This window comes from Brevundimonas sp. (assembly GCF_016463485.1).
GTDB lineage: Bacteria > Pseudomonadota > Alphaproteobacteria > Caulobacterales > Caulobacteraceae > Brevundimonas.
Genome location: NZ_JAEMRD010000097.1, coordinates 1 through 12931, shown reverse-complemented (window position 1 = coordinate 12931; position 12931 = coordinate 1). Strand labels below are relative to the sequence as shown.

Here is a 12931-nt window from a genome sequence, read left to right as displayed (position 1 = left end):
GCGGCAGGCCGGCGCGCAGCACCATGGCATTGCCGTCGCCGGTGCAGGTGTGGGCCGAGGTGGCCGAGAAATAGGCCCGGCCGTAACCGCCGGTGGCGAGGATCACGAGCTTGGCGCGGAACTGGTGGATCGTGCCGTCGTCGAGCTTCCAGGCGGTGACGCCGGTGCAGGCCCCGTCCTGCATGATCAGGTCGAGCGCGAAATACTCGATGAAGAACTCGACCTCGCGACGCACCGACTGGCCGTACAGGGTGTGCAGGATGGCATGGCCGGTGCGGTCGGCGGCGGCGCAGGTGCGCTGCACCGGGCCCTCGCCGTAGTTGCGGGTCATGCCGCCGAAGGCGCGCTGATAGATCTTGCCCTCGTCGGTGCGGCTGAACGGCACGCCCCAGTGTTCGAGCTCGTAGACGGCCTTGGGGGCCTCGCGGACCAGGTATTCGATGGCGTCCTGGTCGCCCAGCCAGTCCGACCCCTTGACGGTGTCGTACATGTGCCATTTCCACGAATCCTCGCCCATGTTGCCGAGCGAGGCGGAAATCCCCCCTTGCGCCGCCACGGTGTGGGAGCGGGTCGGGAAGACCTTGGTCACGCACGCGACCTTGAGGCCCTGCTGTGCGGCACCGAGCGCGGCACGAAGGCCCGAGCCCCCGGCACCGACGACGACGACGTCGTATTCGTGATCGATCAGATTGTAGTCAGCCATCAGGCGTTCAGGCTCCGAAACCGGCAGGCAGCGGCGCGGATCCCAGCGCCAGCCGCACGATGAAGAAGACGCTGGCCGCCGTCAGGGCCAGGAAGACGATGTTCAGCAGGGCCAGCAGCAGGGTCTTGGTCCCCGGCTTGTGGATGTAGTCCTCGACGATGACCTTCCAGGCCAGGCTGGCGAAGCCGAAGAACACGATGGCCGTGACGATCGCCAGGCCCGCGTTCAAGGTGTTGGCGAACCAGGCCCGGGTGGCGTCATAGCCGGCTCCGGTCAGGGTGAAGACGCTCGAGGCGACCCAGACGCCCAGGGGCATCAGAAGCAGCAGCAGGACCTTCTCGGTGGTCCATTCGCCCGCGCCGTGGCGTTCCGAAACGCGGACGCCGTTCTTGTACTTGGCCGCACCGCTCACAGCGAAACCCTCTCCGAAGCGAACAACAGGACCCAGAACAGCACCGCCAGCGGCACGGGGCCCCAGACGGCGATGTTGGACAGCAGATTGGCCGGCGCGATCGTCAGGCCCTGGCCGGCGTCGTTGATCAGGTGGCGTCCGCCGTTCAGCAACAGGGAGAACAGCACCACCGTCAGGCCGAACCCGACCAGCAGTCCCAAGGGCGATCCGATCAGGCCCAGGGCCGTCGCATAGGCGTCGGGGCCAAAGGCCAGGGCTCCCAGACCGGCGACCAGGATCGCGGCGGCGACGGTCGCGGCCCCGATCGTGACGCGGAACAGGATCGAGGCCGTCATGGTGACGTGCCAGCGCCAGACCTGAAGGTGCGGCGACATAGGGCGGGGGCGGCCGTTGGGCTGAAGGACAAAACCGGTCAGGTTGCCCTCGCTCTTTCGGAGGGTAGGGTCGTTCGAGCTCGTCATGCGAATCGTTCTCAAAACCCAGCGAATTCAGTCGCCCGGGCAGGTGGCAAGGCTTTACGGACGCGTGCGGGCCGGTGTCAACGCGACCCTTGTGCACTGCGGCGCAAAATCTTGCAGAACACCGGAACCGATCACGTTTTCGCGTGTTGCGCATCGGCACTAGCCACGAGTCCTGTCTCGCGACAGTTTGGCGACATGCTGCTGCTCGTCGTCATGCTCGCGGGGCTTTCAGGACAGGAACGCGCCTGGACAGCGCGGCCCGAGGTCTATGTGCCACCGGTCGTTCGACCCTATGAACCCCCCTCCAACTTCGGCCGCCAGATCGCGGAGGGTGACGCCGACGCCTCGATTCACCGACGGCCGATTACCGCTCCGGTCGCGGTCGAGGCCTATCGCAACAACTACGAGGGCCGCCGCACCCCGGCCGAGCTCAGCTATCAGCAAGGGGTCGAGGCTGCGCGCCTGCGCCAGAATGCGCGGATGGGCGGGCTCGACGGCCTGTGGCGCGTGGTCGATGCCGAGGGCCGCCCCGTGCTGGATCTGGTGCTGAGCGATGACGGGGCAGGACCTGTCGAGGGCGCGCTGCGTCCCGCACGGTCGGACCGCACGGCCCCGGTCGAGGTCGTATCGGCCGGGGATGGCGCGCGCACCATCACCGCCGCACTGGGCACAGACACGTTGATCCTTCGGCTGCATCCGGACGGAGCGGACTGGATCGGTGAACTGACCGGACTGGGTGAGGCGCGCACCGTGACCCTGACGCGTCCTTCGGGCTGGGCCCCTTAATCTCACAGCAAGACGATCGTGCCAGAGATGGCGGCCATGACACTCGCCGCCGCTCCCGACGACCGCCGCTTCCGCCTGCATCGCTGGCTCGACGCTGGAGAGCGCGTGGCCATGCTGGTCCTGTACGGCTGGCTGGTGTGGCGTTTCGCCGCCAGCCTTTCAACCACCCCCGCCAACATCATGTTCCTGGCGTCCGAAGGCCTGATCGCGGCCATGGTGCTGCTGCGCCGCCCGACCGAACAGATCAGCGCCCGGCCGATGGACTGGCTGACCGGGGCGCTCGGTGCCTTTCTGCCCATGCTGGTGATCCCGGCCTCGGGCGGACTTTCCGCCGGGGCGGTGTTTCTGGCCGTGGGTTTCCTTATCTCCATGGGGGCCAAGCTGTCGCTGCGCCGTTCGTTCGGACTGATCGCCGCCAACCGGGGCGTGAAGCGGTCGGGTCTGTATGCCGTCGTCCGCCACCCGATGTATCTGGGCTATGTCATCGCCTATGCGGGGACGCTGATGCTGAACCCTTCGGTGTGGAACGCGGTCCTGCTGACCCTGTGGCTCGGCTTCGAGATCGTCCGCATCTATTCCGAAGAAGCCATCCTGATGCGCGACCCGGCCTATCAGGAGCATGCCAAGAAGGTCCGGTTCCGCCTGATCCCGGGCGTCTGGTAAGGCACACTTTTTTGGGCGCTAACGCTCGCCCCCGGGTCGGATCTCCGATCCGCCCGAGGACAGGCTTTGCGGTCGCTCGCTGCTTGAGCGCGCCTTAGACCACCGCATAGCGCGTCTCGATGCCGTCCGGCTCGAAGGCGTGGGCGGCGAGTCTGTCCAGGCACCGCGTCATCAGCCGATCGAACAGCGCCGTATCGCCCGCCGCCACGGCCGGCAGCAGATAGTCGGTGACCTCGGCCCGCACGGGCAGGGTTCCGACCGGGCCTGGCACGCTCAGCGCCAGCCGCAGCCCTTCCGCCAACCATTGGGCCACCGTGTCGAACAGTTCGTCGCCGGTCAGGAAGTCGGTGCGGCGCACGACATAAAGGGTGATCTCGCCGGTGGTCAGGCCGTCGGGACGGACGATGATCCCGCTGCGGTCCGGTCGCCAGGCGTCGGACAGCTCGACCACCCGCCAGACGCAGAACCAGGTCCGGCAGGTCTGCGGGCGCACCGCGTGGACCGAACAGCCGGCGCCGTCGACGCAGTATCCGCACAGCGACCCGGTCGGCTTGGCCAGTTCGGGCAGGTCCAGCGGGATGAAGCGGCAGCATTCGACGCAAGGCCCGCATTCGCGGCCGGGGATCAGGGGCAGGTCCATGGGGCCTCATAGCGGGTTCGCAGGCCTGCGTCGGCAACCTCTCGTTAACCTCGTCGCCGCAAGGCTGACTCAAAACCCGCGCAGGCTGGGTTTCAGGCCCGCGACGACGGGCGAACGCTATTTCCTCGGGGACCTCTCATGCATCGCCGCAATCTGATCCGCTCCGGTCTCGCCGTCGCCGCGACCTCGGCCCTGCCGTTGGGTCTGGGCGCCTGCGCCTCGACCGGCCGCCAGCCGAATGACCCCGCCTATCCGATATCCTCGGACGGGGCCGCCCCTGCCTATACCGCCGACGAACTGGTCGCCGCCGGCTCGCGCGAACTGGGCATCGCCGCCGAGAGCATGGGCTCCGTCATCGAACGCATCTTCGCCGACCAGGGCGACCGCCCGACCGCCTATATCGCGGGCGAAGAAGGCGCCGGTGCCGCGGGCATCGGCCTCCGCTACGGTCGTGGCGCCCTGCACATGAAGGACGGCGCCGCGCCCCAGGACGTCTTCTGGCAGGGAATCTCGATCGGCTGGGACGTCGGGGGCAATGCGTCCCGGGTCTTCACCCTTTGCTACGGCCTGTATGCGCCGGACGCGATCTACCGTCGCTACCCCGGCGTCGAGGGTTCCGCCTATCTGATCGGTGGCCTGGGCGTGAACTACCAGCGCGCCGACGGCATCGTCCTGGCCCCCGTGCGGACCGGCGTGGGCCTGCGGCTCGGTGCCAACGTCGGGACCATGGCCTACTCGCGCCAGCGGAACATCCTGCCCTTCTAGGTTCCGAGGCGAAAATACGGCGTCTGGCGGGGCCCAACGGCCCCGTTCCCAGGCGAGCCCGGACATGTGACAAATCGGTAAGGTTCTGGCCCCGCCGCTTGCCGCTCGCACGACCGTCTCTAAGGTGCCGGCTCCCCCAGTTCCGGAGCTTTGCATGATCCGTTCGTTCGTCTCCGCCGCCGCCCTTTCCGTCGCAATGGGAACCTTTGCCATGGCCCAAGTCGCAGGTTCGGCGCCGACCCCGCCCAATCCGACGCTGGCGGAGGGGGCTTTCGCCACCTCGGACGCAACCGACCCCTATCTGTGGCTGGAAGAGGTGGACGGGGCGCGGGCCATGGAATGGGTCAATGCGCACAACGCCCGCACCTTCGCCGTGCTTCAGGGCGACCCGCGCTATGAGGGGCTGCACCAGCAGGCGCTGGACATCGTCCAGTCCCGCGACCGGATCCCTGCCGTGGGCTGGAACCGCGACGGCACCCTGAGCAATTTCTGGCAGGACGCGGAGCACGTGCGCGGCCTGTGGCGCCAGACCACCGTCGACAGCTATCGCACCGCGACGCCGGAGTGGGAGACGATCCTGGACATCGATGCCCTGGCCACCGCCGAGGGCAAGAACTGGGTCTACAAAGGGACCAACTGCCTGGCCCCCGAGGAACGGCTGTGCCTGGTCTCCCTGTCGGACGGCGGCAAGGACGCGGTGGTGCTGCGCGAGTTCGACGCGGTGTCCAAGACCTTCGTCGAAGGCGGTTTCGTCCTGCCGGAATCCAAGGGCGGCGCGGCCTGGATCGACGCCGACACCCTGCTGGTCTCGCGCGATTTCGGCCCCGGTACCCTGACGACCTCGGGCTATCCCATGGTGGTCAAGCGGCTGAAGCGCGGCCAGTCGATCGATCAGGCCGAGACGATCTTCACCGGACAACCGACCGACGTTTCGGTCAGCGGCTATACGCTGCGCGATGCCGACGGAGCGGTGAAGGCCGTCCTGATCAATCGCGGCGTCTCCTTCTACGAAAGCGAGACCTGGCTGCTGAACTCCGACGGCACGACGCGCAAGCTGGATCTGCCGGCCAAGTCGGACATCAACGGTCTGGTCTCCGGCCAACTGGTCGTCTCGATCAAGCAGGACTGGACCGCGCCCTCGGGCCAGGCCTTCAAGACCGGCGACGTCATCGCTTGGACCCTCGACGCCTGGCTGGCCGATCCGAAGGTCGAGGCCAAACTGGTCATCCGCCCGACCGAGCGTCAGGCGATCGAAGGCATCGGCACGACGCGGAACCGCCTGATCGTCGCCCTGTACGACAATGTCCGGGGTTCGGTTCAGGTCTATGATCCGTCGGACTGGAGCCATGAACGGATGGCCCTGCCCGAGAACGTCACGGTCGGCGTCGGGTCGGGCTCCGACACCGACGATCGCGTCTTCGTCAGTGTCTCGGGCTATCTGACGCCCTCGACCCTGTATCTGGCCGATGCGGCCGGAACGGGCGCCGAGGTGATCAAGTCCCTGCCCGCCAAGTTCGACGCCACCGGAATGCGCGTCGACCAGTTCGAGGCGACCTCGGCCGACGGGACGAAAATCCCCTATTTCGTGGTCCACAAGGACGACATCCCCATGGACGGGTCGAACCCGACCATCCTGTACGGCTATGGCGGGTTCGAGAGTTCGCTGTTGCCCGGCTATTCGGCCACGGTCGGCAAGCTGTGGCTGGAACGCGGCGGGGTCTATGTGATCGCCAACACCCGGGGCGGCGGCGAGTTCGGACCGAAGTGGCACGAGGCGGCGCTTCAGGAGAACCGCCAGCGGGCCCACGAGGACTTCCAGGCCGTGGCCCTGGATCTTGAGGCGCGGCGCATCACGTCCCAGCCGAAGCTCGGCATCATGGGCGGCTCGCAAGGCGGCCTGTTCATGGGGGCGATGCTGACCCAGCGGCCGGACCTGATCAACGCCGCCGTCATCCAGGTGCCCCTGTTCGACATGCTGCGCTTCCACAAGCTTCTGGCCGGGGCGTCGTGGATCGCGGAGTACGGCAATCCGGACGTGCCCGTCGAACGCGCCTGGATCCAGCAGTATTCGCCCTACCAGAACCTGCGCGCGGGGCGACCCTATCCGGAGGTCTTCATCCACACCTCGACCAAGGATGACCGCGTCCATCCGGGCCATGCGCGCAAGGCGGCGGCGCGGCTGGAGGAGCTGGGCTATCCGGTGCTCTTCTACGAGAACACCGACGGTGGACACGCCGCCGGGGCGAATCTGCGTGAAACCGCGCGCCGGCTGGCGCTGGAGTATACCTATCTGACGCGGCGGTTGATGGATTCACCGGCGCAGGAATAGGCTGCCCCTCACCGCTCATCCCGGCGAAAGCCGGGACCCAGTGCTTTCGCTGAGGCACGGAGCGTCCGGGATCGACATCAGCGCGGACTCGGTGGCGCCGATCGCCCACAGAACTGGGTCCCGGCTTTCGCCGGGATGAGCGGAGTTTGAAGATGCGTTCGGTGACCAAGGCCATCCTGTCCATCGCGGCGATAAGCTGTCTCGCCACCTCGGCCCTCGCTCAATCCCGCCCGCCGCACATGCCCACGGACCTGTCCCCCGCCGGCGTCCGCGCCGCCGACGATCACCTGGCGCTGGAGGAGGTCGAGGGCACCGAGGCCATGGCCTTCGTCGCGTCGGAGAACGAGAAGTCCCTCGCCACCCTGACCGGCGACCCCCGCTACGAAACCTTCCGCCAGCAGGCCTTCGACATCCTGTCGGCCACCGACCGGACGCCGTCACCCACCTTCCTCGGCGACGGCATCGGGAATTTCTGGCAGGACGCGGAGCACCCCAAGGGCATCTGGCGGCGCACGACGCTCGCCTCGTACCGGACGGCGACGCCCGAGTGGGAGACCCTGCTCGACATCGACGCCCTGTCAGCCGCGGAAGGGCGCGACTGGGTTTGGAAGGGCGCGCAGTGCCTGGCCCCCCAGGAGACCCGCTGCCTGATCTCCCTGTCCGACGGCGGCAAGGACGCCGTGGTGGTCCGCGAATTCGACACCGTGGCCAAGGGCTTCGTCACCAACAACGGTTTCGTCCTGCCCGAAGGCAAGCATCGCATCGCCTGGCTGGATCGCGGCACGATCCTTGTGGCGACCGATTTCGGGCTTGAGGACGGCAAGCCGACCCTGACCGAAAGCGGCTATCCCTTCATCGTCAAGGGCCTGCGCCGCGGCGGGACTCTGGCTGACGCCGGCGAGATGTTCCGGGGCGCGGCCACCGACGGCGGCTATGGCGTCAGTCCGGCGGTCTATCGCGACGGCGAGGGCAATATCCTGGGCGTGCTGGTCAACCGGCCGCTCGACACCTACCGCGCCGAGACCTGGATGCTGGACGGGTCGAACATGATCAAGCTGGTCCTGCCCGAGCGGATCTCGATCCGGGGCATGATCGACAAGCGGCTGGTCTTCACCCTGGACGAGGACTGGACCCGGCGCGAGGGCCAGAAGCGGACCGCGGGCTCGCTGATGGCGGTGACCCTGAACACCCTGCGGCCGCCGACCCGCACCGGCGACCTGTTCATCTCGACCGAGGCCGACGTCGTCTTCACCCCCAATGCGCGCCAGTCGATCGAGGACGTGGCGGTCACGGACGAGAAGATCGTCGTGGTCGTCAACGACAACGTGAAGGGCCGGATCATCGCCTTCAACAACAACGCCACCCGGCCCTGGACCTCGACGATCCTGCCCGCCGCCGACAATGCGGCGGTGCATCTGGGGGACGTGGCGCGCAAGACGGGGCGGGTCTTCTATACCTTCGAAGGGTTCCTGACGCCGTCCACCCTGGCCCTGGCCGACCTGACCGCCGCCACCGCCGACCGGATCAAGGTCTCGCCGGCCCGGTTCGATGCGTCCAAGCATGTCGTCGAACAGTTCGAGGCGACCTCCACCGACGGGACGAAGGTGCCCTATTTCCTGGTCCGGCCGATCGCCGCGCCGATGGACGGATCGACCCCGACCATCCTGTTTGGATACGGCGGTTTCCAGATCGCCTTTCCGCCCGCCTACAAGCCCGAGATGGGCAGGCTGTGGCTCGAGAACGGCGGGGCCTTCGTCATCGCCAACATCCGGGGCGGCGGCGAGTTCGGCCCTGCCTGGCACCAGGCGGCGCTCAAGGAAAACCGCCAGCGCGCCTTCGACGACTTCGCCGCCGTGGCCCGCGACCTTTCGGCCCGCCGCATCACCTCGCCGCGTCGCCTGGGCATCTATGGCCGGTCGAACGGCGGCGTGCTGACGTCCGTCTCGATCACCCAGCACCCGGAATTCTACAATGCGGCGGTGATCGAAAGCCCCCTGATCGACATGCTGCGCTATCCCGACCTGCCGGCCGGAGCGTCCTGGATCGGCGAATACGGCGACCCGCGCATCCCCGAGGAAGCCGCCTATATCGCCCGCTATTCCGGCTATCAGAACCTGCGCGAGGGGGCGCGCTACCCCCGGCTCTACATCACCACCAACACCCGCGACGACCGCGTCCATCCCGGCCATGCGAGGAAGTTCGCCGCCCGTCTGGGGCAGATGGGCTACGACCACCTCTACTACGAGGAGACCTCCGGCGGTCACTCCAACGACGCCGACCCGGTGGCGAACGCGAGGCGGTGGGCGAGGCATTACGTTTATCTGAGCCAGCAGCTGATGGACTGAAGAGAATCCTCACGCGCAAGGTGAGGATCTTCTTCTCACGCGAATATGAGGGGCGGTGATCAAACCGCTCCGCTACGGTTCCGGTCATGAGTTTCAAGGGCTGGATCATCGCGGGAGCAGTGCTCGCCGCCGGCGCCGTGTCTGTGGGCACCTCGGCCCAGCCTGTGACCCCAACGCGTCCGCCCGTGCGCGCGACACCCGCCGAGCCCGTGGTGGTCGAGCTGTTCACCGCCCAGGGCTGTTCGGGCTGTCCCGCCGCCAACCGGGTGGTCGAGGCTTTGGCGCAGGAGCCCGGCGTGATCGCCCTGACCTATGCGGTCGACTACTGGGATTATCTGGGCTGGCCCGACACCTTCGCGCGGCCCGAGTTCGCCCAGCGCCAGCGCGCCTATCTGCAGGCCATGCGGCTGCGCGGGGTCTATACGCCTCAGGTCATTATCGACGGCCGTCGCCAGCTGTCGGGCGTGCGCCGGGCCGACGTGCAGCGAGCCGTCGATCAGGAGGCCGAGCGCCGGGTCTTTCCGCCCCAGGTCGAGTTCCGGGAAGCCGGGGACCGCGTCGGCGTCGGATCGGGCACCGCGCCCGAGGGCGGTGCCGAGGTCTGGGCCGTCACCTATCGCCCAGGCCCGCAGAGCGTGACCGTCAACGGTGGCGACAACCGGGGCCGGGTCGTGCGCCACGTCAATGTGGTCCGGTCGTTGAGCCGGCTGGGGGCATGGACCGGGCGACCGGTGCTGTATGATCTGCCGGATACCGAGGCGGGCGAGGCGGTTGCGGTTCTGGTCCAGGCAAGGGCCGATCGCCGCATCCTGACGGCCGCCACCCTCTGATCCGAACCCGCGTTCGCCCGATCACGTTCGGTCAGTTTCCCTGAAAACCGTTTTGGGTTCAGAGTGATCGGATGCGGCCGATCCTTGTCCCGACCCGGCTGTGGGGAACGATGATGAAGACCTTTGCGCGCCTGCGCCCCCTGCCGACGCTGGCCTGTGTGCTCATGGCCGGCCTTGCCGTGGCCTGTGCGGCCGGATCGCGCACCGTCGCCGAACCGGTCCAGGCAGACGCACTCATGACCATTTCGCCCGAGGCCGAGGGGGTGACCCAGATCGTCACCGCCGCCCACGTCGCCGCCTGGGGCCGGGCCCATTCCGATCCCGGTGCCCTCATCATGGCCGCCCGTATTCTGGCCGAGGTCCCGACCCGTCCCGGTGCCGACGCCGGTGAGGCCGTGCTGACGCCGGATCGCCTGCTGGACGAGGCCGCGACCTTTGCCAACGGCAGCCAGGGGGTGCTGGACGCCATCGCCCGGCTTCGCACCGGCACGCGCGGCGTGCGGTCCTCGCCCTTCGGCCAGGGCCCGATCTTCCAGGTGCGCGAGATCAAGGCGCGCGAAACCTATGGGTTCGAGGTCGAGGCGCGCGGCGGCGAGGTGCTGCGGGTCGCCGCCATCGGTGACGGCGACACCAATATCGACATGTCGGTACGCGACGAGGGCGGGGCGCTTGTGTGCGAGGACGGTTTCGGCGACCACTATCCGGTCTGTACCGTCCAGCGACGCCAGGGGGGCAAGGTGAGGATCGACATCGTCAACCGGGGCGCGGTCTGGACCAAGGTCCAGATCCTGAGCAACTGAGCATGGCTGTCTGGCGCAGACTGACCGCCGTCGTCGCGGGCATGGCCCTGGTCGCGGGCCTGTCCGCCTCGGCGACCGCCCGCACCGACGACACGCCGCAATCCCTGCGCGCCGAGGCCTTCGAGGCGGCCCAGTGGGCCATCGCGTCCGACGCCGCTGACGCCCTCGCCAAGGTTTCCGCCCGGTTCGCGCAAGGGGACGACGCCCTGGGTCGGCTGGCCGAGGAGCGCGAGACCCTGATCACCACGCGCGACCGGCTGGAGCGGGAACTGGAGCGGCTCTATGCGGTGGACGGTGCCGACGGCCAGACCCAGCGCGCCGCCACCCGCACCACCTATGAGACGACGCTGGCCCGGCTGAAGACGGTCGATGCCGACATCGAGGCGCGGTTTCCTGCCTATTCCGAACTGACGAGCCCGCGCGCCCTGTCGGTGATCGAGGCCCAAGGGTTGCTCAAGCCCGACGAGGGCCTGCTGCTGGTGCTGGTGAACCCCGAGGCCACCTATGTCTGGGGTGTGTCGCGCGACCGGATCGAATGGGCGCGGGCCGAGGACCTGGGCGAGGAGGCCATGACCGCTTCGGTGGCCAAGCTGCGCGCCTCCCTGACCACGGCGGCGTCGCGTAGCGATCCCGGCATCGACCCGGCCATCTTCGCGGGCCGGCCCGTGACGGCCTTTGACCGGGCCGAGGCGCACCGGCTCTATACCAGGCTGGTCCAGCCGGTTGAGAGCGTGTTCGAGGGCAAGACGACCCTGATCACGGTCGTCACCGGCGCCCTGACGACCCTGCCGTTGGCGGTGCTGGCCACCGAGGCCCCGATCGGATCCGACACCGGGCCGGACGCCTTTTCCACCACCAACTGGCTGATCGACCGCTACGCCCTGGCCACCCTGCCGTCGGTGTCGAGCCTGAAGGCCCTGCGCTGCTATCTGGTCGCCGATCCGGCCGAGCGCTCCTCGGGGTGTCCGCCGATGGCGGGCACCGCCCAGGCCTCGACACGCCAGGCGGCGACGAGAGGGTTCTCGATGGCCGCCTTTGGGGCACCGATCCTGGCCGGAGCGCCCCAGAACGGCTCGCGCGGCGCGCCTTCCGCCGACGGCGTCATGGGCGAGGGGCGGCTGGCCGATGTCGCCAAGCTGCGCGCGCTGCCCTATCTGCCCGGCTCCAAGGCCGAGCTCGACACCCTGAAATCCCGCTATCCCCGCGCCCTTGTGCGCACCGGCGCGGCCGCCACCGAGACCGCCGTCCGTCAGGGGGATACCGGGGCCCTGTCCCAGTCGCGCTTCGTCGTCTTCTCGACCCACGGCCTGATGGCCGGGTCCACCGTGTCCGAGCCCGGTCTGGTCCTGACACCGCCCGAGACCGCGACGGAGGCCGACGACGGCTATCTGAGCGCGTCGGAGGCGGCCCAGCTGCGGCTGCGGGCCGAGTTCGTGGTCCTGTCGGCCTGTAATACTGCGGCCTCGGACGGCACACCCGGCGGCGAGGGTCTGTCGGGACTGGCCCGCGCCTTCTTCTATGCCGGCGCGCGGTCGGTGCTGGTGTCCCACTGGGAGGTGTCGGACGTGGCCACGACCGAACTGATCGCCGACACCTTCGCCGCCCTCGACGCCCCCGGTGCCGACATCGGCGACCGCGCAAAGGCGCTCCAGACGGGAATGAAGGCCGTCCGCGCCAACCGCCTGTGGGCCCACCCTGCCTTCTGGGCTCCCTTCACCCTGGTCGGCGAACCGGGCTGAGGCGTTCGGACAGGGCGGCGAACAGCGCCGCTTTGCCCTATCATGCGCATGGGCTAGTCAGGACGTCGGAAGTGAAACGACAAGAGGCGGCCCGATGAAGGTTCTGGTTCTGGGGGGCGACGGATTCTGCGGCTGGCCGACAGCTCTGCATCTTTCGGCGCGGGGCTGGGACGTCACCATCGTCGACAATCTCAGTCGCCGGAACATCGACAACGAACTGGAAGTCCAGTCCCTGACCCCGATCCGGCCCATGGGCGAACGGATCGCCGCGTGGAAGGATCTGACCGGCCGCTCCATCGGCTTCGTCAACATGACGGTGGGCAAGGAATTCGACCGGCTGGTCGCCCTGATCAACGAGGAAGCCCCCGACAGCATCGTTCATTTCGCCGAGCAGCGCGCCGCTCCCTATTCGATGAAGTCGGCGCGGCACAAGCTCTACACCGTCGACAACAACATCA

General features: G+C 68.2%; 13 protein-coding genes. 9 read left to right on the top strand and 4 right to left on the bottom strand.

Going from position 1 to position 12931, the window contains the following annotated elements; genetic code table 11:
* From JHC99_RS13110 to sdhC, 3 genes are all read right to left on the bottom strand, one after another.
* A partial coding sequence (locus JHC99_RS13110; RefSeq protein ID WP_292154828.1) for an FAD-dependent oxidoreductase occupies window positions 1-703 on the bottom strand: 703 nt, incomplete at its 3' end.
* A gap of 7 nt (window positions 704-710) precedes the next feature.
* Window positions 711-1115 carry a succinate dehydrogenase, hydrophobic membrane anchor protein gene (sdhD, locus tag JHC99_RS13105; protein ID WP_292154826.1) on the bottom strand — a complete coding sequence of 135 codons (405 nt, stop codon included), beginning with the start codon at window positions 1113-1115 and terminating at the stop codon, window positions 711-713.
* Window positions 1112-1489 (bottom strand): succinate dehydrogenase, cytochrome b556 subunit, encoded by a 378-nt coding sequence (gene sdhC, locus JHC99_RS13100; RefSeq protein WP_292154829.1) that lies wholly within the window; start codon window positions 1487-1489, stop codon window positions 1112-1114. Before sdhC ends, sdhD begins: the two co-directional genes overlap by 4 nt.
* A 282-nt stretch (window positions 1490-1771) precedes the next feature.
* Between sdhC and JHC99_RS13095 the strand changes: the two genes are divergently transcribed.
* Both JHC99_RS13095 and JHC99_RS13090 read left to right on the top strand, forming a co-directional pair.
* A complete protein-coding gene (locus tag JHC99_RS13095) occupies window positions 1772-2362 on the top strand; it encodes a hypothetical protein (protein ID WP_292154825.1) in 591 nt (196 codons plus the stop codon).
* A gap of 36 nt (window positions 2363-2398) precedes the next feature.
* The gene (locus JHC99_RS13090; RefSeq protein ID WP_292154824.1) at window positions 2399-3025 is read left to right on the top strand and encodes an isoprenylcysteine carboxylmethyltransferase family protein; all 627 of its coding nucleotides are present in this window, start codon (window positions 2399-2401) and stop codon (window positions 3023-3025) included.
* 94 nt (window positions 3026-3119) lie between these two features.
* Here JHC99_RS13090 and JHC99_RS13085 read toward each other — a convergent pair whose 3' ends face one another.
* Window positions 3120-3665, bottom strand: a complete 546-nt coding sequence (locus tag JHC99_RS13085) for a hypothetical protein (RefSeq protein WP_292154823.1) — start codon at window positions 3663-3665, stop codon at window positions 3120-3122.
* A gap of 138 nt (window positions 3666-3803) precedes the next feature.
* Here JHC99_RS13085 and JHC99_RS13080 point away from each other — a divergent pair, with 138 nt between their 5' ends.
* The 7 genes from JHC99_RS13080 to JHC99_RS13050 form a co-directional block, all read left to right on the top strand.
* Window positions 3804-4430 carry an EipA family protein gene (locus tag JHC99_RS13080; protein ID WP_292154822.1) on the top strand — a complete coding sequence of 209 codons (627 nt, stop codon included), beginning with the start codon at window positions 3804-3806 and terminating at the stop codon, window positions 4428-4430.
* Window positions 4431-4584: 154 nt separating this feature from the next.
* On the top strand, window positions 4585-6759 hold the full coding sequence (locus JHC99_RS13075) for a prolyl oligopeptidase family serine peptidase (RefSeq protein WP_292154821.1): 2175 nt from the start codon (window positions 4585-4587) through the stop codon (window positions 6757-6759).
* 152 nt (window positions 6760-6911) lie between these two features.
* Window positions 6912-9104, top strand: coding sequence for a prolyl oligopeptidase family serine peptidase (locus JHC99_RS13070; protein WP_292154820.1), 2193 nt, complete (start codon window positions 6912-6914; stop codon window positions 9102-9104).
* An 86-nt stretch (window positions 9105-9190) separates the two neighbouring features.
* Entirely contained in the window at window positions 9191-9934 is a 744-nt protein-coding gene (locus tag JHC99_RS13065) for a thioredoxin family protein (protein WP_292154819.1), read from the top strand.
* Between the two features lie 71 nt (window positions 9935-10005).
* On the top strand, window positions 10006-10734 hold the full coding sequence (locus JHC99_RS13060) for a hypothetical protein (RefSeq protein WP_292154818.1): 729 nt from the start codon (window positions 10006-10008) through the stop codon (window positions 10732-10734).
* A gap of 2 nt (window positions 10735-10736) precedes the next feature.
* Complete coding sequence (locus JHC99_RS13055; protein ID WP_292154817.1) at window positions 10737-12473, top strand: CHAT domain-containing protein; 1737 nt, start codon at window positions 10737-10739, stop codon at window positions 12471-12473.
* A 94-nt stretch (window positions 12474-12567) separates the two neighbouring features.
* The coding region (locus JHC99_RS13050) for an NAD-dependent epimerase/dehydratase family protein (RefSeq protein ID WP_292154816.1) at window positions 12568-12931 on the top strand (364 nt) is incomplete at its 3' end.

Coding starts and splice junctions, on each gene's coding strand:
- sdhC (WP_292154829.1), bottom strand. CDS start 1,489: ATGTCGCCGCACCTTCAGGTCTGGCGCTGGCACGTCACCATGACGGCC.
- JHC99_RS13095 (WP_292154825.1), top strand. CDS start 1,772: ATGCTGCTGCTCGTCGTCATGCTCGCGGGGCTTTCAGGACAGGAACGC.
- JHC99_RS13090 (WP_292154824.1), top strand. CDS start 2,399: ATGACACTCGCCGCCGCTCCCGACGACCGCCGCTTCCGCCTGCATCGC.
- JHC99_RS13085 (WP_292154823.1), bottom strand. CDS start 3,665: ATGGACCTGCCCCTGATCCCCGGCCGCGAATGCGGGCCTTGCGTCGAA.
- JHC99_RS13080 (WP_292154822.1), top strand. CDS start 3,804: ATGCATCGCCGCAATCTGATCCGCTCCGGTCTCGCCGTCGCCGCGACC.
- JHC99_RS13075 (WP_292154821.1), top strand. CDS start 4,585: ATGATCCGTTCGTTCGTCTCCGCCGCCGCCCTTTCCGTCGCAATGGGA.
- JHC99_RS13070 (WP_292154820.1), top strand. CDS start 6,912: ATGCGTTCGGTGACCAAGGCCATCCTGTCCATCGCGGCGATAAGCTGT.
- JHC99_RS13065 (WP_292154819.1), top strand. CDS start 9,191: ATGAGTTTCAAGGGCTGGATCATCGCGGGAGCAGTGCTCGCCGCCGGC.
- JHC99_RS13060 (WP_292154818.1), top strand. CDS start 10,006: ATGCGGCCGATCCTTGTCCCGACCCGGCTGTGGGGAACGATGATGAAG.
- JHC99_RS13055 (WP_292154817.1), top strand. CDS start 10,737: ATGGCTGTCTGGCGCAGACTGACCGCCGTCGTCGCGGGCATGGCCCTG.